This window comes from Haemophilus parainfluenzae (assembly GCF_036288925.1).
Taxonomy (GTDB): Bacteria; Pseudomonadota; Gammaproteobacteria; order Enterobacterales; family Pasteurellaceae; genus Haemophilus_D.
Genome location: NZ_CP127167.1, coordinates 430,148 through 448,684, shown reverse-complemented (window position 1 = coordinate 448,684; position 18,537 = coordinate 430,148). Strand labels below are relative to the sequence as shown.

Below are 18,537 nucleotides of genomic sequence, written 5' to 3'. Positions count from 1 at the left end.
TTATGGATCTTTATGCTGTGTGGGGGAATCCGATTGCGCAAAGTAAATCGCCATTAATTCAAAGTCAGTTAGCCGCGCAAACGCATCAAGCCATAGAATACATTGCAAAGTTAGGCGATCTTGATGCTTTTGAACAACAGCTTTTGGCATTTTTTGAGGAGGGCGCAAAAGGTTGCAATATTACTTCACCTTTTAAAGAACGAGCTTATCAGCTGGCAGACGAATATAGCCAACGAGCAAAACTGGCGGAAGCCTGTAATACGCTAAAAAAACTTGATGATGGGAAACTTTATGCGGATAACACTGATGGGATCGGTTTGGTGACAGATTTACAACGTTTGAATTGGCTTCATCCAAATCAACGCATATTAATTCTAGGAGCAGGTGGAGCAACAAAAGGCGTATTATTGCCACTTTTACAAGCTCAACAAAATATTGTCCTTGCTAACCGCACTTTTTCCAAAGCCAGAGAATTAGCTGAAAGATTTCAGCCTTACGGCAATATTCAAGCTGCCTCAATGGATTCTATTCCGCTACAAACTTATGATGTAGTGATTAATGCCACTTCTGCTGGATTAAGTGGTGGAACGGCTCCAATTAATACTGAAATTTTAAAATTGGGCTCGGCTTTTTATGATATGCAATATGCGAAAGGTGCGGACACGCCATTTATCGCATTATGTAAAAGTTTAGGTTTAACCAATGTTAGTGATGGCTTTGGAATGTTGGTCGCGCAAGCTGCACATTCTTTCCATTTATGGCGTGGGGTGATGCCTGATTTTGTCGCAATCTATGAACAGCTCAAAAAGGCGATGTTATGATGACTCGATGCCCTTGGGTTGGCGAACAGCCTATTTATATTGATTATCATGACAAGGAATGGGGTAAGCCTGAATTCGACAGCCAAAAGCTATTTGAAAAAATTTGTTTGGAAGGGCAGCAAGCGGGGCTTTCGTGGATTACAGTTTTGAAAAAACGTGAATCTTACCGTGTAGCCTTTCATCAATTTGATCCCCAAAAAATCGCGAGAATGACCGCACTTGATATTGATGCTTGTATGAAAAATGCAGGATTAATTCGCCATCGAGCCAAGTTAGAGGCTATTGTCAAAAATGCGAAAGCTTATTTGGCGATGGAAAAGTGCGGTGAAAATTTCAGTGATTTTATTTGGTCATTTGTGAATCATAAACCGATTGTGAATGATGTGCCTGATTTGCGAACTGTGCCGGCTAAAACAGAAGCATCTAAAGCTCTTTCTAAAGCCTTAAAAAAACGTGGTTTCGTCTTTGTTGGCGAAACCACGTGCTATGCTTTTATGCAATCTATGGGGTTAGTCAACGACCATATAAATGGCTGTTGTTGTAAGTGATATTCCAGTATAATCCCCCTAATTTCATCTGAATAAGAACTGAATTATGAATAAAAAATATACCTTAATTTCAATCTCAATTCTGACCGCACTTTATAGTCAACAAAGTTTGGCAGATCTGCATGCTCAGTGTTTACTTGGCGTGCCTCATTTTACTGGTGAGGTTGTGAAAGATGATGTTAATAATTTGCCGGTTTATATTGAAGCAGATAAAGCAGAGATTAATCAGCCAACTCAGGCGATTTATCAAGGCAATGTGGATTTGAAACAAGGAAACCGTCATCTGGTCGGAAATTCAGTTGAAGTCAAACAAACAGGTGAGAGCAATCAAGCTCAGCGTTGGGCTTATTTGCGAGGAGGATTTGATTACAAAGATAATCAAATTAACCTATTAGGGAATGATGCGAGTTTTAATTTAGATAGTAAAAACGGTAATGTCACCGATGCAGACTACCAACTTGTAGGACGCCAAGGTCGTGGTAAAGCTCAGGAAATTGAGTTAGGTGATAATTACCGTTTAATGAAAAATGCGACATTTACCTCTTGTTTACCCGATGATAATGCTTGGGCGGTAGATGCCTCTGAGATTCGTCAGCACATTAAAGAAGAATATGCTGAATTTTGGCATGCTCGTTTTAAAGTATTAGGTGTGCCGGTATTCTATACTCCTTATCTACAATTACCGATTGGTGATCGTCGTCGTTCAGGTTTATTAATGCCAACAGTCGGTCATTCTAGTCGTGATGGTTTTTGGTATAAACAACCAATTTATTGGAACATTGCACCAAATTACGATGCCACATTTGCACCAAAATATATGTCACAGCGTGGCTGGCAATTAAATGGTGAGTTCCGTTATTTAACACCCGTTGGTGAAGGTAAATTGGCGGGCGAATATTTAGGACGAGATCGTTACGATGAATATATCAGCGAGAGTCATAAACGCCATTTATTTTATTGGAATCACAACTCCTCTTTTCTTGAAAATTGGCGTTTGAATATTGATTATACTAAAGTCAGTGATAACCGCTACTTCACTGATTTTGATTCGGATTATGGCAGCAGCACAGACGGTTATGCCAACCAACATGCTCGTATTGCGTATTATCAGCCAAACTATAATTTTGCGATTTCAGCTCGTCAGTTTCAGATTTTTGACGAAGTTTCCGTTGGGCCGTATCGTACGATGCCACAAATGGACTTCAATTATTATAAAAATGATTTAGCAAATGGTTGGTTAGATTTTAAATTATTCTCACAAGCCGCACGTTTTGATAATGACAGTGCATTAATGCCAACGGCTTGGCGTTTCCATACTGAGCCGAGTTTGACGACAGTAATGTCAAATAAATACGGAAACTTGAACATTGAAAACAAACTTTATGCAACGCATTATAATCAGAAGAAAGGATCTTCTGCTGCTGCAGAAGAGGTACAAAAATCCGTAAATCGTGTATTGCCACAATTAAAAGTAGACTTACAAACAGTTTTAGCCACCAACAAAACTTTATTTGATGGCTATACACAAACACTAGAACCACACGCACAATACTTATATCGACCGTATAAAGATCAAAGTAATATCGGTTCAAAACAGGTCAATGATTATCTTGGTTTTGGTTATGATTCAGCGTTAATTCAGCAAGATTATTATTCCTTATTTCGTGACCGTCGCTATAGTGGTTTAGACCGTATTTCATCGGCTAACCAGGTGACAGTAGGAGGAACCACCCGTTTTTATGATAAAAATGCCGATGAGCGTTTTAACTTCTCCGCAGGACAAATTTATTATTTAACGGCCTCCAGAATTGATGATAACCCGAGTAATCGCACACAAAAATCCTCTTCTTCTTGGGCGTTGGAATCTAACTGGAAAATGAGCGATAAATGGAATTGGCGCGGTAGCTACCAATATGATACCTTGCTAGATAAAGCATCATTAGCAAATAGCAGTTTTGAATTTAACCCGATGAAGAACAATCTGATTCAGTTAAATTATCGTTACGCAAGTAAAGAGTATATCAACCAAAATTTAGGTGCGTCTGCTAACCGTTACCAACAAGATATTAAACAGATTGGTGTCCTAGCCGCATGGGAAGTCTCAGATAATTGGGCAGTTGTCGGAAAATACTATCAAGACATTGCATTGAAAAAACCGGTTGAGCAATATGTGGGTGTGCAATATAACTCATGCTGTTGGTCTGTTGGCGTAGGGGCGAGACGTTATGTCACCAGTCGACAAAATCAACGTGATGATCAAGTGGTTTATGACAACAGCATTGGTGTTACCTTTGAATTACGTGGCTTAGGTGAAAATGACCATCAAAGCGGTATTGAGGACATGCTGAAGAAAGGTAAACTTCCTTATATTCAAGCATTTAGCTTATAGTAAAATGAATAAAGGCTATCGAAAGATAGCCTTTTTGTTTTTTAGAAGTGCGATTAAAAAAGATGACGATTTTTGACCGCACTTTACTTATTTTTTTCGTTTTGCTCGAGGATGGGCTTGATCATAGACCTCTGCAAGATGTTGGAAATTCAAATGTGTATAAATTTGTGTGGTGGACAAATTGCTGTGCCCTAAAAGTTCTTGAACAGCCCGCAAATCTGAACTTGCTTCCAGCATATGCGTTGCAAAAGAGTGACGTAGTTTGTGTGGATTGAGATGGCTGTTTAATCCTTGGCGAATGCCCCAGGTTTCCATTCGCTTTTGAATAGAGCGATGAGTGAGGCGATTTCCTTGTTGGCTCACAAAAAGGGCGTCATCTTTAGGATTAAATAAAGGGCGTACCTTCAACCATTGCTGAATTGCATGAGAAGCATAATGTCCAAAAGGCACAATACGTTCTTTGTTTCCTTTACCAATCACTCTCACTTCACGTACACGAGTGTTAATGCTATTAAGGTTTAAGCCTTGTAATTCAGATAAGCGAAGCCCTGAGCTATACATCAATTCCATCATCGCACGATCACGTAAATCAATAGGATCTTTGCTGTCATTTGAAAGCAATTTTTGAACTTGTTCAGCATCAATATTTTTCGGTAAATGCTTGCCTTGTTTCGGCGCTGAAATCCCCGTTGCCGGATTCACTTTCATTTGACCTTGCTGCACAAGATAGCTGAAGAATTGACGAAGAGCAGACAAACGTAATGCTAAGCTCTTTTCTCTTAAACCTTGCTTACGGCTTTCCGCCAAAATAAGACGAACTACACTAGGGTTCACTTGCTGCCAGTGCTGAATACCTTTTTCAGCCAGAATAGCTAAAATCGCATTCAGTTGATGTTGATAATTGGTGAGCGTATGTGGACTGACTTGACGTTCAATTCTCAAGTAATCCCAATATTGATTGAGGAGTGTATGCATTAGAGAGTTAATTCAAACAAACTTTTTTTCGTGTTTAGCTTAAATCCTTCGTGTTCTAAAATATTCTGTTGAGCTTGACTCAATTCCGCCACTAAACGATTAGATTGTGTATAACGGACAAACTCTTTCGCTTTAGAAATAAGGACAGCATAAATCTCGGCTTGATGTTTGTCTTCTTTTACAAAAATATCGGTTAATTGCCAATAGCGTTGTAGTTGTAAAGAGGATAAGCGAGGATAAAGTTGGACAAAACCAATCGCCTGTGAGTTTTCGTTTACAGCAACAAAAAACATGCTTTCATTAAAACGTATACGATTTGTTAAAAAGGTTAAAGTGCGGTCAGGATTTTCACTCATTCCGTTGGTAAGTCGATAGGCTTCAAAGAGTGGAGCAAGCACTTCTATATTCCATTGTTCGGCTTTGAAAATTTTCATTGTTACCAGACCTATTTTCCGTTTATTTATAAAATTGGTTATTTTTTATCGGTTCCATACAGTAGATTGTAGCTTTTTAGCACAAAATAATCATCATTTACCCAAAAAAATTTTCAAAATGTGATTTTGCACAAAGAAATCTGCCCAAAGTTTGGTATAGTAAACACACTTTTTATTTATTCAATATGGAGAAACAAAAATGGCACGTCGTCCTTTAGTGATGGGTAACTGGAAATTAAACGGTTCCAAAGCGTTCACCAAAGAATTAATCGAAGGATTAAAAGCTGAATTACAAGGCGTAACAGGTTGTGATGTGGCAATTGCCCCACCTGTTATGTATTTAGGTGCAGCGGAAGCAGCACTTGCTGGCAGCCAAATTGCTTTAGGTGCACAAAACGTTGATGTGAATGTTAAAGGTGCTTTCACAGGTGATATTTCAACTGAAATGTTAAAAGATTTTGGTGCAAAATACATCATTATCGGTCACTCTGAGCGTCGTACTTACCACAAAGAAAGCGACGAATTCGTAGCGAAAAAATTTGGTGTATTAAAAGAAGCCGGTTTAGTACCAGTATTATGTATTGGTGAAACTGAAGCTGAAAACGAAGCAGGTAAAACTGAAGAAGTATGTGCACGTCAAATTGATGCAGTTATCAATGCATTAGGTGTAGAAGCATTTAATGGTGCAGTGATTGCTTACGAACCAATTTGGGCAATCGGCACTGGCAAATCCGCAACTCCAGTACAAGCACAAGCTGTTCATGCATTTATCCGTGGCCACATCGCAGCAAAATCACAAGCTGTAGCAGATCAAGTCATCATTCAATACGGTGGTTCGGTTAATGATGCTAATGCAGCAGAATTATTTACTCAACCGGATATTGATGGTGCATTAGTCGGCGGAGCTTCACTTAAAGCGCCTGCATTCGCCGTCATCGTGAAAGCTGCGGCAGCAGCGAAAAACTAATTTTTATTAGTGACGAAATAAAAAAGTGCAGATTACACTGTGATCTGCACTTTTTTTATAAAGATTAGTAGTTTGAGTTAATCAATACTTCTTCACCGTAGCCACCAAGGGTTGGCATTGGTTGATAAGTGGAGTTAGCCGCACGCATTAAACGAATACCACGAATACCCGCTTCTTTTGCTGCGAGGATATCGTCATCGCTGTCACCATAGTGAATACTCACTTTGTGCTCAATAATACCCGGTGTTTTGTTATATTTAGTTGGAAGTTTGCGACCGCCCATGAATTCTACAGGGTGCATATCTTTAATATTAAAGGCTTTTTGTAGCACTGGTGTCACACCATCTTTATCGCCCGCTGTACGACCGGTAATAAAATAAATTTGGTCACCACGTGCTTGGTGCATATTAATTAAATCCACCGCAATTTGTTTTGGAATGGAATATTGGTCACAACCTGCATTCACTTCATTCCAGAAATCTTGATTTTTTAAGTAATCATTTTTACCTGGAGAGTATTTCTCTTGACCGTGATAGAAACAAGGGCTACTGAAAAGTACAGTATCGTCAATGTCGAAGCTCACATTAATGGGTGCTTTACCTTCCAATTCTTTTTTCAACTGCTCAACAGAGATCCAGTGAATCGGTTTTTGCTCTGTCATTTCACGAGCATTCGTACCTTGTTCCGTGTAAGGTTCTTTGTTTGATGCAAAAGTAGAGACTGCGCTTGCCGCTAAAATTGCAATGGCAGAAAGTTTAAGTAAATTTTTCATGTTTTCCTCATTAAGTAGTTTATTTTACTTGTAACAAATCATATTCCTTTAAAATAAAGGTGTGAAATAATAGCAATCGTTTGCTATTTAAAAAGGTGATCTTTGTCACATTTTTTTGAGATGGTTGTTTAATAAAACATCAAAGAAAAATTTCCCCTTGAATTTGGTGGAATCGATCGCCATATAACGAGTAACTTTTCTTAAAAGAAGGATAAAAAGAATGACAACAATTGTAAGCGTACGTCGTAATGGCCAAGTAGTTGTTGGGGGTGATGGACAGGTTTCATTAGGCAACACCGTCATGAAAGGGAATGCCCGTAAAGTACGCCGTTTATATAATGGCAAAGTTCTAGCCGGTTTCGCAGGCGGCACAGCTGATGCATTCACCTTATTTGAATTATTTGAGCGTAAATTAGAAATGCATCAAGGGCATTTGTTAAAAGCCGCGGTGGAATTAGCCAAAGATTGGCGAACCGATCGTGCGTTACGCAAGTTAGAAGCGATGCTGATTGTGGCGGATGAAAAAGAAAGTTTAATCATTACCGGTATTGGTGATGTGGTGCAACCGGAAGCTGATCAAATCTTAGCGATTGGTTCGGGTGGTAATTATGCATTATCGGCAGCCCGTGCGTTGGTGGAAAATACCGATTTATCAGCTCGTGAAATTGTGGAAAAATCTTTAAAAATTGCTGGTGATATTTGCGTGTTTACCAATACGAATTTCACTATCGAAGAAGTACCGAATAAATAAGGAAAAATTATGTCTGAAATGACTCCTCGTGAAATTGTTTCCGAATTAGATCAACATATTATTGGCCAAAAAGAGGCGAAAAGAGCGGTTGCGATCGCATTACGTAATCGTTGGAGAAGAATGCAATTGCAAGAGCCACTTCGCCATGAAGTGACCCCTAAAAATATTTTAATGATTGGTCCAACGGGTGTGGGGAAAACCGAGATTGCGCGTCGTCTTGCAAAATTAGCCAATGCACCATTCATTAAAGTGGAGGCGACGAAGTTCACGGAAGTGGGCTATGTGGGGAAAGAAGTGGATTCCATTATCCGTGATTTAACGGACAGTGCGATGAAATTGGTCCGCCAACAAGAAATTGCGAAAAATCGTGCGAAAGCCGAAGATGCGGCGGAAGATCGTATTTTAGATGCATTACTACCACCACCGAAAAATCAATGGGGTGAAGTGGAAAACCACGATACCAATAGTAGCACTCGCCAAGCGTTCCGTAAAAAATTACGTGAAGGGCAGTTAGACGATAAAGAAATCGAAATTGATGTGTCTGCGGGCGTGTCAATGGGCGTGGAAATTATGGCACCTCCAGGTATGGAAGAAATGACCAATCAGTTGCAATCCATGTTCCAAAGCCTGGGTTCGGATAAAACTAAAAAACGCAAAATGAAAATTAAGGATGCATTAAAAACCTTAATTGACGATGAAGCGGTAAAATTGATTAATCCAGAAGAATTGAAACAAAAAGCCATTGATGCGGTTGAGCAAAATGGTATCGTGTTTATTGATGAGATCGATAAGATCTGTAAAAAAGGCGAATACAGTGGTGCGGATGTCTCACGTGAAGGTGTGCAACGTGACTTATTACCATTAGTGGAAGGTTCAACCGTTAATACCAAACATGGGATGGTGAAAACCGATCATATTCTCTTTATTGCATCAGGTGCATTCCAAGTGGCGCGTCCATCGGATTTAATCCCTGAGTTGCAAGGTCGTTTGCCGATTCGTGTTGAATTATCAGCATTAACAGCAGAGGATTTTGATCGTATTCTAACTGAGCCAAATGCGTCTTTAACGGAGCAATATAAAGCGCTCATGGCAACAGAAGGCGTGAGCATTGAGTTTACACAAGATGCAATCAAGAAAATTGCCGAAGCCGCCTTCCGTGTGAATGAGAAAACGGAGAATATCGGTGCAAGACGTTTACATACCGTTATGGAACGTTTAATGGATAAAATCTCATTTGATGCAAGCGAAATGGACGGACAAACCGTCAATATCGATGCTGCTTATGTCACAGATGCATTAGGCGAAGTGATTGAGAATGAAGATTTAAGTCGATTCATTCTGTAATGAACGTTTAGATAAAGAAAAAGTGCGGTGATTTTGATCTGACCCCAAAAAGTTAGACTGTTATTTAAAGGATTGTTTTCGATATTGTATCGGACTCAGTCCTTTTAATTTTAGTTGAATCCGTCGATGATTATAGTAATCCAAATAATCTCTGACAGCATCAACTATCTCTTCTTTTGTTTTAAATTCCCGACCATAAAAACATTCCGTTTTTAATCGCCCAAAGAAACTTTCCATTGCGGCATTGTCCAAGCAATTCCCTTTTCTCGACATACTTTGAATGATGCCATGTTCAGCTAAAATTCGACGATAAGCTACCATTTGATATTGCCATCCCTGGTCTGAATGTAAAATGACACCACAAGCTTTATTTAATCCTTTGACGGCTTGCATTAACATGTCCTCTACTTGCGCCCAATTTGGGGAATAGCTGAGATTATAGGAGACTATCTCATTGTTAAATAAGTCTAAAATTGGAGATAAATAGACTTTACTCCCATCTTTCGCCTTAAACTCGGTGATATCTGTCACCCATTTTTGTTTCGGGGCCGTTGCACTAAAATCGCGTTCAAGATGATTCGGTGCAATTACCCCTATCGTGCCTCGATAGGTGGTAAATTTCTTGCTTTTTCTTGACCGCACTTGAAGCCCAAGTGTCTGCATTAAACGTTGAACTTTTTTATGATTCACGCCTGGCAAGCTGGCATGAACACGTCGGTAGCCATAATCAGGATGATTGGCTTTGATGCGTTTAATGGCCTTTTTCAGCTCCTCATCCTTATCCGGTTTAATCTGAAGTTTCGCAAAAAACGTACTACGCGCTAACTGTGCAAAGCCTAAAAGCCATTTTAACGGATAGCGTGTTCTTAACCTTTGGATAATTTCCGTTGCTCGGCTTCGTCCTGAAGTCTGAGCCTTCTCAACTCCTTTAGGTAGGCTACCTCCGCTTCAAGCTGTAAAATTCTCAGGCGTAAACGGTCTTCTTCAGTTTTGGGTGGCGGTGGCATTCTGGCATATTTAGGTTTCATAGGCGGTCGTCCTGATGGTTTACGGGGAATAAGTCCCTTTATGCCACTTTTTTCAAACCGTTTCAACCATGTCCCGACTAGGGCGTTGGAAGGAATATTGTAAAAACGAGCTGCTTCTCTAATACTCATTTTTCCATTCAAAATAGGTTGAAGAATTTGTAATTTAAATTCGATTGTGTAGTGTTTACCCATAAAAAATCTGCACCTCAATTGTTGGTTTGTTGAGTCCAACTTTTGGGGTGCAGATCATTTTGATTTGACCGCACTTTTTGCTTTTGATTAATGCTGATTACGCTCCCATAAATCAGCATATTTCACAAAAGTTGAATGAGCGGAAAGTACTGCGAGCAGGAAACCTTGTTTTCCATCTAAGAAACCGGCTTTTACAATGTACATTTTGACAAAGCACCCAATGGCATGACTGACACCTTGCCACAATGTTGCTTTTTTACCTTTGGCTTGACGTTCATCTGCCCAAGCTTTGGCATAGCCTGCAGATTTTACCAAATAGTGATGAATGCTTTTATAGGTGAAGTGCTCCAAATCCCCAGTTAATTTCTGTACTTTCGTGTTTTCAGGATAAACCACTTTTTCATGTACCAGCGAATCATTATATCCTGCATAATTTGTGCGATATAAACGCACCACATAATCGGGGTACCAACCTGAATGACGAATTTCACGTCCAAACACTTCACTCACACGAGGAATATCATAAACCGTATTTGGTACATCTTGTTGAACCGCTTGTTGAATGGATTCACGCAGTCTTGGTGTGACGCGTTCATCGGCATCTAGCCACAAAACATAATCACTGGTGACATATTGTTGTGCGCGTTGACGTTGCTTGCCAAAGCCAGGCCAATCAGGATGTGAATAAAATTTTGCACCATATTGTTCCGCAATTTCTTGCGTGTTATCCGTACTGCCTGAATCGACAATAGTGATTTCATCTACCCAATCTTTTACCGTATCAAGACATTGAGCAAGATCTGCCGCTTCATTTTTGACAATCATGGCAACGCTAATTGTTGGCATATTTTGATCCTTTTTTTGTTATACTAGCCGAAATTTTTGTCAGTATAACCGAATTTATTTTATGTGGCGTTTTTTTTATACCAGTCTGATGTACTTGATTCAGCCTTTAGTATTGTTTTTTATGCTACTACGTAGTATTGAGTTACCTAATTATCGAAAGCGTTTAGGTGAGCGTTACGGGTTTTATGAAAGATTAAGTAAGCCAGCGCAAAATGGCGTTGTCATTCATGCAGCTTCGGTTGGAGAAGTGATAGCTGTAACGCCTTTAGTAAAGCGTATTCAGCAAGATTATCCACATTTGCCGATAACGTTTACAACCGTTACGCCAACAGGCTCTGAACGCGTAAAAGCCGCGTTCGGGGAAAGTGTGACGCATTGTTATCTGCCTTATGATTTGCCCGATGCCATTCATCGTTTTATTGATTTTATTCAACCTAAAGTATTCATAGTCATTGAAACGGAACTTTGGCCAAATTTGATTGATTGTTTAGCTCATCGAAATATTCCTTTCATTGTGGCGAATGCACGCCTTTCTGCACGTTCAGCAAGACGTTATGGCAAAGTTAAACAACATCTACAACGAATGTTTTCTCAAATCAGTTTGATTGCCCCACAAGACAATACCAGTGGAAAGCGTTATTTAGCGTTAGGCTACGAGAAAGATCGTCTGCAATTAACCGGCAATATTAAATATGATCTTGTGGTTAGTGATGATTTATTAAAAAAAATTGCGCTGCTTAGTGCAGATTGGGTGAAAAATCGTCCTGTTTGGATTGCGGCGAGTACGCACGAAGGGGAAGAAGAACTTATTTTACATGCGCATCATTTGTTATTAAAAAAACATCCGAATTTGCTGTTATTGCTAGTGCCTCGTCATCCTGAACGTTTTAATCCTGTGGCAGATTTAATTGAAAAAGCCAACTTTCACTTTATTCGTCGTTCAACGGGGGAGATTCCTTCAGAAAATACCCAAGTGATTCTGGGTGATACCATGGGTGAGTTGATGTTGATGTATGGTATTTCAGATATTGCGTTTGTCGGCGGAAGTTTGGTCAAACATGGGGGACATAATCCTTTAGAGCCTTTGGCATTTAAATTACCCGTTGTGAGTGGAAAGTATACCTTCAATTTTCCTGAAGTTTTTACTTCGCTCTTAGAAGTGCAAGGTGTGTTGCAAATCAACTCAACAGAAAAAGCATTGTCAGAGATTATTGATAAGTTATTGAATTCGAAAGGAGCGCGTCAACGTTTAGGCAATGCAGGTTACGAGGTATTAATCGAAAATCGTGGCGCATTACAGCGTCTTTTAGATTTGCTTCATCCTTATTTAACCCATATTTCGGAGAACAATAAATGACAAGCGTAATTTACCCTGGCACGTTTGACCCGATTACAAACGGGCATTTAGATATTATTGCGCGAAGTGCGGTCATTTTCCCGAAAGTTTTTGTCGCGGTGGCGAATAGTCCGAGCAAAAAGCCATTGTTCTCATTGGAAGAACGCGTTGAGCTGGTGCGTCAATCGGTCGCTCATTTGCCCAATGTGGAAGTATTTGGATTCTATGATTTACTCGCGAATGAAATCAAAGCGAAAAAGATTACAGCAATTATTCGTGGCGTGCGTACAACGACGGACTTCGAATATGAATTACAACTGGCCGCGTTAAACCGTTTATTAACCGAGGGTGTGGATAGTTTGTTTTTCCCACCAACAGAAAAATGGGCGTTTGTGTCTTCCACGATTGTACGAGAAATTTATTTACATCATGGCGATGTGAAAAAACTGGTGCCGGAAGCTGTCTATTTAGCTTTAAAAGCACGTCGTGAATGAAAAAAACACTTCTGATTTTAACCGCACTTTTAGCGTTAACCGGTTGTGGTACGGTGGTGAAATTAATCGATCCATCGGAAAAATACACACCTTATGCGGGGGCGGCTTATGATTTAGAGATGGCACAAAAATGGGGCTTACCTATTTTAGATTTGCCACTGTCATTTTTATTAGATACCGCATTATTGCCTTATGCGTGGTCAAATTAATTTGCATTAAGATATGAAACTCAATCCTCAACAACAACAGGCTGTCGAATATGTCAGTGGGCCTTGCTTGGTGCTGGCAGGCGCAGGCTCGGGCAAAACTCGCGTGATCATCAATAAGATTGCTCATTTGATTGAACACTGCGGTTATTTACCTAAACAGATCGCCGCCGTAACCTTTACCAACAAAGCCGCTCGTGAAATGAAAGAGCGTGTAGCCCATTCCATTGGTAAAGAAAAATCCAAAGGATTGATTGTTTCCACTTTCCATACCTTAGGTTTCGACATTATCAAACGGGAATATAAAGCGTTAGGCTTTAAATCGAATATGACCTTGTTTGATGAGCACGATCAACTTGCCTTACTCAAAGAACTGACGGCAGATGTACTGCAGGAAGATAAAGACTTACTGCGTGAATTAATTTCTGTTATTTCCAATTGGAAGAATGATTTGGTTTCGCCAAAACAGGCTTATTCCTTAGCGAAAGATGCCAAATATCAAACCTTTGCAAAGTGTTATGAGCGTTATGCGGCGCAAATTCGAGCTTACAATGCGTTGGATTTTGATGATTTGATTATGTTGCCGACCTTACTCTTCAAACAGAACGAAGAAGTACGGTCAAAATGGCAGGAGAAAATCCGCTATTTGTTGGTGGATGAATATCAAGATACTAATACTAGCCAATATGAGCTCATCAAATTACTCGTCGGCGAGCGAGCTTGTTTTACCGTAGTGGGTGATGATGACCAATCCATTTATTCTTGGCGAGGTGCAAGACCGCAAAATATGGTGCGTTTACGTGATGATTTTCCGCATGTGCAAGTCATTAAATTAGAACAAAATTACCGTTCCACTCATCGTATTTTGCATTGTGCCAATATTTTGATTGATAACAACGAGCACGTATTTGACAAAAAGCTTTTTTCCAACTTAGGCGAAGGTGAAAAACTGCAAGTCATTGAAGCGAAAAATGAAGAACATGAAGCCGAACGAATTGTGGCGGAATTAATTGCTCATCGTTTTAGCCGTAAAACTAAATTCAAGGATTATGCGATTTTGTATCGGGGGAATCATCAATCCCGACTATTGGAAAAAGTGCTGATGCAAAACCGTATTCCATACAAAATTTCTGGTGGAACGTCTTTTTTCTCTCGTGCTGAAATTAAGGACATGATGGCCTACTTACGTTTGGTGGTGAATCAAGATGATGATGCGGCTTTTTTGCGTATCGTGAATACACCGAAACGGGAAATTGGTACGGCAACATTACAAAAACTAGGCGAGTTAGCACAGGAAAAACATATTAGCTTATTTGAGGCGATTTTTGAGTTTGAACTCATGCAACGAGTCACGCCAAAAGCCTATGATGCATTGCAAAAATTTGGTCGTTGGATGGTGGAGTTGAACGATCAAAGTTTACGTTCCGATCCTGAAACCGCGGTGCGTTCGTTACTTTCTTCATTGCATTACGAAGAATATTTGTATGAGTATGCCACCAGTCCGAAAGCTGCTGAAATGCAGAGTAAAAACGTGGCAACCTTGTTTAGCTGGGTAGAAGATATGCTCAAAGGCGATGAGGTGAATGAGCCGATGAATTTAAATCAAGTGGTTACCCGTTTAACCTTGCGCGATATGATGGAGCGAAGTGAAGATGATGACGAGAGTGATCAAGTGCAATTAATGACATTGCACGCCTCCAAAGGCTTAGAGTTTCCCCATGTGTATTTAATTGGTATGGAAGAGGGGATTTTGCCTCATCAAACCAGTATTGATGAAGACAATGTAGAGGAAGAGCGTCGTTTAGCCTATGTGGGTATTACTCGAGCACAACAAACGCTGACTTTTTCTCTTTGTCGTGAAAGACGTCAGTTTGGTGAGTTAATTCGCCCAGAGCCTAGCCGTTTCTTGGCAGAGTTACCGCAGGATGATGTGCAATGGGAAAAAGATAAGCCAAAATTAACGGTAGAGCAGAAGCAACAACAAACTTCTAGTCAGCTCGATCGTCTGCGGGCAATTTTAAAAGGCTAGAGATGATTAAAATTAAAGTGCAGTGAGAAATTTATTTGTTTTTTCAACCGCACTTTATTTATGCAAAATGGAGATAAATCAAGCAACCAAAACGGCTTTTACAAAAAATGATTTGACTTATTTTCAAAAAAACGTATTATACCGCCCACAAACCGATTGTGGTGAGATGGCCGAGTAGGCTGAAGGCGCTCCCCTGCTAAGGGAGTATGGGGTCAAAAACTCCATCGAGGGTTCGAATCCCTCTCTCACCGCCATTTGTTGTTAGTTTTATTATTCTGCACCCGTAGCTCAGCTGGATAGAGTACTCGGCTACGAACCGAGCGGTCAGAGGTTCGAATCCTCTCGGGTGCGCCATTTTAAATCGACTCTATCAGTTAAAATGGTCACGAAGAATAAAACATCACTACGCACCCGTAGCTCAGCTGGATAGAGTACTCGGCTACGAACCGAGCGGTCAAAGGTTCGAATCCTTTCGGGTGCGCCATCTTCTCTCTTCAAATTTTTCTTTTTATCAAAACAATTAATTCTTTATTTGATCATTTTTCTCGATCATCAATAGTTTTTAATAAATAATTTCCTTGTACGTCTGTGACACTTCTAAAACCGACATTCGTGATTTTATATGGGAAATTTGTCTTATACTCGACGTTATCGTGGTGATGACCATGGAAAACGTGTCTTACCCCTAATTTTTCAGCAAGTTGATTAATCACACGAAATCCCATTGGATTGGGCTTCGGTGCCTCATGGCAAATTAGAATATCGGCTTGCTCGTTTTCAATTGCTTCGATATCAGAAGGGAAAATAGATGTGCGATGACGCAATGGTACACCACCACGCCAAATTTTTTCTTGCGGGCTATATTGGCAATAGTGGATGGGATCAAAATACATCGGTTTATTGGGAGGCATCCAGATTTGCCCTCGGAATACGCCACCTAGGCCAGCAATACGTTGACCTTGGATTTCAACAACACGATTATGTAAATTACGTGATTTCCAATGTGTACCCCAAATCGCCTCAAATGCGGCGACGGTTTTGCTATCATGGTTGCCGTGAATAAACCAAATATCACAATATTTTGCGAGTTTATCTAATTCATCAGGCGAAGAAAGTTGCAAGTCACCCAAAATAATCAGGGCAACGTTATCATTTTCTTGCACGAAAGGATAAAGATGTTCGTAACTTCCGTGCGGATCGCCTGCGAATAAAATCATCTTATTTCCCTGCTAAAATTTGTTTGCTATGTTGCAGATCATCTAGTACTTCATCATTGAGCACTTTTTCAATCACTGATTTTACTTGGTTATAGCGATCTAAGTAACTTGGAGACTCAATTTCAATATAGGGTACTTTATATTTATCGAGTAATTTTTTCAATAATTGCTGGAATTGTTGGCGTTGTTGCTGACTACCTAAACTGCGCAAACCGTCATCCACCCATTTAGTATTATTTTTTAAGAGAATTGTTACATCAAACGGATATTCTTTGATCATGGAATCTAAGAATGGATGAGCTTTTCCTTCATATTGAATACAAAATGCTTGTGTTGTGATGAAATCTGTATCAATAAAAGCAATTTTGTGTGCGTGTCGGACGGCATAATCAATATAATGCTGATGGCCGAGTGCCATTTGTGGATAGTCGGAATATTGCATGGCTTGCTCATCGCCACCTAATTTCTCAAAGACATATTCCCGACCATATTCCCATGCCGAAGTGGTATTAAATACGGCTGCCAGTTTGCTGACTAACACACTTTTACCGCTGCTTTCACCGCCTAAAATAGCAATAGTCTTTGCAAAGAACGGACGGACTTCTTTCGGAATAAATTTCCAATATTGGAAAGGTGTAGTACGAATTTTCGTAGCGGATACATTAAAGAAAGAGCGATCAGGATCCACTAAAGAAACTTCAAGCCCTAAGTATTTTTCGTATGGCGCTTTGTCTTGCGGCTCACTGCTAAATACCATCGTAGGGGTAAATTGTTTTTCTTCAAATAGATTTTTTACCGCCTCACTCCAAGCTTGCCAGCCATTCGGATAGCTTGGGATGCCATCTTCTACTAAGTGATGGATAAAAATTTGATTTTGTTGATATTTAAAGATTTGTTGCATCCAACGAAGACGATCCTGTACTGTTGGCATACGTTTCATTTTGCTATCGTAAAAGAGTTTTAAGTCACGTTCTGTATCGCTACACACAATTACGTGAAGCTCATCCACTTTACTGAATGCCTCATAAATCATATTAATGTGGCCGGTATGAACCGGGTAGAATTTCCCAAAAATTACACCCACTTTTTTATCGTGTTTGTTCGACATAATGTATCCTTCGCTAAATGACCACTGCGAGGTGGCTGAATAGTCCTATTTTATGCAATCTTTGTGCAAATAAAAACATTTTTCATTGAATGATTTTTTACAGCGACATTTTGCGTTATACTACGACCTGCATTCTCAGGGCAGGGTGAAATTCCCTACCGGTGGTGATAGCCCACGAGCGCTTAAAAGTGCGGACAGTTTTGATCATGTTTTTGACGAAATTGTTTCTGATCGTTTTAAGGTTAGCAGATTTGGTGAAATTCCAAAGCCGACAGTATAGTCTGGATGAAAGAGAATAAAACGGATTGGGTTCCCAATTCCGTTCTGTTTATTTGCATTTCTCAGCCCTGATTCTGGTTAATTTTAACGTAACAACAAAGGAAATTACGATGAATCAGTCAATTTTATCTGCATTTGGTGCGACCGGCGAAGAACGGGTAATTAACGCATTGAACGCATTCAAACAAGGTAATGGCGTATTAGTATTGGATGATGAAGATCGCGAAAATGAAGGCGATTTAATTTTCCCAGCGGAAACCATTACCCCAGAACAAATGGCAAAACTTATTCGTTATGGCAGCGGTATCGTGTGTTTATGTATCACCGATGAACAATGCAAACAGCTTGATTTACCGCCGATGGTTGAGCATAATAATAGCGTGAATAAAACCGCGTTTACCGTGACAATTGAAGCAGCAGAAGGTGTGTCAACAGGTGTATCAGCACAAGATCGAGTAACAACCATTAAAGCTGCGATTGCAGATCAGGCAAAACCGACAGATCTTCATCGTCCAGGCCATGTTTTTCCATTACGCGCCGCAGAAGGGGGGGTTTTAGCCCGTCGCGGTCATACCGAAGCTTCGGTTGATTTAGCGCGTTTAAGTGGTTTTAAGCCAGCGGGTGTGATTTGTGAAATCACGAATGATGATGGCACCATGGCGCGTGCACCAGAAATTATCGAATTTGCGAAAAAATTTGGTTATGTGGTATTAACGATTGAAGATTTAGTGGCATATCGTCAGAAATATCAGTGCTAATTAAATACTCGGAAAAAAAGTGCGGTCAGAAAATTTGTTAAAT

19 protein-coding genes, 3 tRNA genes and 1 riboswitch are annotated in these 18,537 nt (G+C 40.0%); of the genes, 14 read left to right on the top strand and 8 right to left on the bottom strand.

Features of this window, described 5'->3' with window-relative positions; all coding sequences use genetic code 11:
• Positions 1–2: 2 nt before the first annotated feature.
• Genes aroE through lptD form a run of 3 tightly spaced genes read left to right on the top strand, consistent with a single transcriptional unit; the run spans position 3 to position 3,758 of the window.
• Positions 3–821: a shikimate dehydrogenase gene (gene aroE / locus QQS40_RS02275; RefSeq protein WP_329505890.1), complete on the top strand. Its 819-nt coding sequence runs from the start codon at positions 3–5 to the stop codon at positions 819–821.
• Positions 818–1,369, top strand: coding sequence for a DNA-3-methyladenine glycosylase I (locus QQS40_RS02270; protein WP_308601806.1), 552 nt, complete (start codon positions 818–820; stop codon positions 1,367–1,369). The genes aroE and QQS40_RS02270 overlap by 4 nt, the downstream gene beginning before the upstream one ends.
• Positions 1,370–1,415: 46 nt before the next feature.
• Complete coding sequence (gene lptD / locus QQS40_RS02265; RefSeq protein WP_329505885.1) at positions 1,416–3,758, top strand: LPS assembly protein LptD; 2,343 nt, start codon at positions 1,416–1,418, stop codon at positions 3,756–3,758.
• 87 nt (positions 3,759–3,845) lie between these two features.
• Here the strand turns inward: lptD and xerC are convergent, their stop codons facing one another.
• Together xerC and QQS40_RS02255 are read right to left on the bottom strand one after the other, a co-directional pair.
• The gene (gene xerC, locus QQS40_RS02260; protein ID WP_329505883.1) at positions 3,846–4,733 is read right to left on the bottom strand and encodes a tyrosine recombinase XerC; all 888 of its coding nucleotides are present in this window, start codon (positions 4,731–4,733) and stop codon (positions 3,846–3,848) included.
• Complete coding sequence (locus QQS40_RS02255) at positions 4,733–5,167, bottom strand: GNAT family N-acetyltransferase (RefSeq protein WP_329505881.1); 435 nt, start codon at positions 5,165–5,167, stop codon at positions 4,733–4,735. Before QQS40_RS02255 ends, xerC begins: the two co-directional genes overlap by 1 nt.
• 199 nt (positions 5,168–5,366) lie before the next feature.
• On the opposite strand from QQS40_RS02255, the gene tpiA reads away from it, so the two are divergent.
• Positions 5,367–6,134 carry a triose-phosphate isomerase gene (gene tpiA / locus QQS40_RS02250; protein ID WP_329505879.1) on the top strand — a complete coding sequence of 256 codons (768 nt, stop codon included), beginning with the start codon at positions 5,367–5,369 and terminating at the stop codon, positions 6,132–6,134.
• Positions 6,135–6,198: 64 nt separating this feature from the next.
• On the opposite strand, the gene aphA is transcribed toward tpiA, so the two are convergent.
• Positions 6,199–6,906 (bottom strand): acid phosphatase AphA, encoded by a 708-nt coding sequence (gene aphA, locus QQS40_RS02245; RefSeq protein ID WP_014064597.1) that lies wholly within the window; start codon positions 6,904–6,906, stop codon positions 6,199–6,201.
• A 220-nt stretch (positions 6,907–7,126) separates the two neighbouring features.
• On the opposite strand from aphA, the gene hslV reads away from it, so the two are divergent.
• Together hslV and hslU are read left to right on the top strand one after the other, a co-directional pair.
• Positions 7,127–7,657, top strand: coding sequence for an ATP-dependent protease subunit HslV (gene hslV, locus QQS40_RS02240; protein ID WP_329505877.1), 531 nt, complete (start codon positions 7,127–7,129; stop codon positions 7,655–7,657).
• A gap of 9 nt (positions 7,658–7,666) precedes the next feature.
• Positions 7,667–9,001, top strand: coding sequence for an ATP-dependent protease ATPase subunit HslU (gene hslU / locus QQS40_RS02235; RefSeq protein WP_329505875.1), 1,335 nt, complete (start codon positions 7,667–7,669; stop codon positions 8,999–9,001).
• Positions 9,002–9,061: 60 nt separating this feature from the next.
• Here hslU and QQS40_RS02230 read toward each other — a convergent pair whose 3' ends face one another.
• The 3 genes from QQS40_RS02230 to QQS40_RS02220 form a co-directional block, all read right to left on the bottom strand.
• Complete coding sequence (locus QQS40_RS02230; RefSeq protein ID WP_253257864.1) at positions 9,062–9,880, bottom strand: IS3 family transposase; 819 nt, start codon at positions 9,878–9,880, stop codon at positions 9,062–9,064.
• On the bottom strand, positions 9,868–10,221 hold the full coding sequence (locus QQS40_RS02225; protein WP_128787400.1) for a helix-turn-helix domain-containing protein: 354 nt from the start codon (positions 10,219–10,221) through the stop codon (positions 9,868–9,870). The genes QQS40_RS02230 and QQS40_RS02225 overlap by 13 nt, the downstream gene beginning before the upstream one ends.
• Positions 10,222–10,308: 87 nt before the next feature.
• Positions 10,309–11,067, bottom strand: a complete 759-nt coding sequence (locus tag QQS40_RS02220) for a glycosyltransferase family 2 protein (RefSeq protein ID WP_329505873.1) — start codon at positions 11,065–11,067, stop codon at positions 10,309–10,311.
• Between the two features lie 61 nt (positions 11,068–11,128).
• Here QQS40_RS02220 and waaA point away from each other — a divergent pair, with 61 nt between their 5' ends.
• The 7 genes from waaA to QQS40_RS02185 all read left to right on the top strand — a co-directional run bounded on the left by waaA (position 11,129) and on the right by QQS40_RS02185 (position 15,616).
• A complete protein-coding gene (waaA, locus tag QQS40_RS02215; protein ID WP_329505871.1) occupies positions 11,129–12,424 on the top strand; it encodes a lipid IV(A) 3-deoxy-D-manno-octulosonic acid transferase in 1,296 nt (431 codons plus the stop codon).
• Positions 12,421–12,897: a pantetheine-phosphate adenylyltransferase gene (gene coaD, locus QQS40_RS02210; RefSeq protein ID WP_289902430.1), complete on the top strand. Its 477-nt coding sequence runs from the start codon at positions 12,421–12,423 to the stop codon at positions 12,895–12,897. The genes waaA and coaD overlap by 4 nt, the downstream gene beginning before the upstream one ends.
• The gene (locus tag QQS40_RS02205; RefSeq protein ID WP_005694824.1) at positions 12,894–13,106 is read left to right on the top strand and encodes a lipoprotein; all 213 of its coding nucleotides are present in this window, start codon (positions 12,894–12,896) and stop codon (positions 13,104–13,106) included. Before coaD ends, QQS40_RS02205 begins: the two co-directional genes overlap by 4 nt.
• A 13-nt stretch (positions 13,107–13,119) precedes the next feature.
• Entirely contained in the window at positions 13,120–15,132 is a 2,013-nt protein-coding gene (gene rep / locus QQS40_RS02200; protein ID WP_289902431.1) for a DNA helicase Rep, read from the top strand.
• Between the two features lie 160 nt (positions 15,133–15,292).
• Positions 15,293–15,386 (top strand) — tRNA-Ser (locus tag QQS40_RS02195).
• Positions 15,387–15,409: 23 nt separating this feature from the next.
• Positions 15,410–15,486 (top strand) — tRNA-Arg (locus tag QQS40_RS02190).
• Positions 15,487–15,539: 53 nt separating this feature from the next.
• Positions 15,540–15,616 (top strand) — tRNA-Arg (locus QQS40_RS02185).
• Positions 15,617–15,668: 52 nt separating this feature from the next.
• Here QQS40_RS02185 and QQS40_RS02180 read toward each other — a convergent pair.
• On the bottom strand, positions 15,669–16,349 hold the full coding sequence (locus tag QQS40_RS02180; RefSeq protein ID WP_329505868.1) for a metallophosphoesterase family protein: 681 nt from the start codon (positions 16,347–16,349) through the stop codon (positions 15,669–15,671).
• Position 16,350: 1 nt separating this feature from the next.
• The gene (nadR, locus tag QQS40_RS02175) at positions 16,351–17,457 is read right to left on the bottom strand and encodes a multifunctional transcriptional regulator/nicotinamide-nucleotide adenylyltransferase/ribosylnicotinamide kinase NadR (protein WP_289902433.1); all 1,107 of its coding nucleotides are present in this window, start codon (positions 17,455–17,457) and stop codon (positions 16,351–16,353) included.
• A 127-nt stretch (positions 17,458–17,584) separates the two neighbouring features.
• Positions 17,585–17,758: riboswitch (FMN riboswitch) on the top strand.
• Positions 17,759–17,846: 88 nt separating this feature from the next.
• Between nadR and ribB the strand changes: the two genes are divergently transcribed.
• Entirely contained in the window at positions 17,847–18,494 is a 648-nt protein-coding gene (ribB, locus tag QQS40_RS02170) for a 3,4-dihydroxy-2-butanone-4-phosphate synthase (RefSeq protein ID WP_289902434.1), read from the top strand.
• Positions 18,495–18,537: the final 43 nt, after the last annotated feature.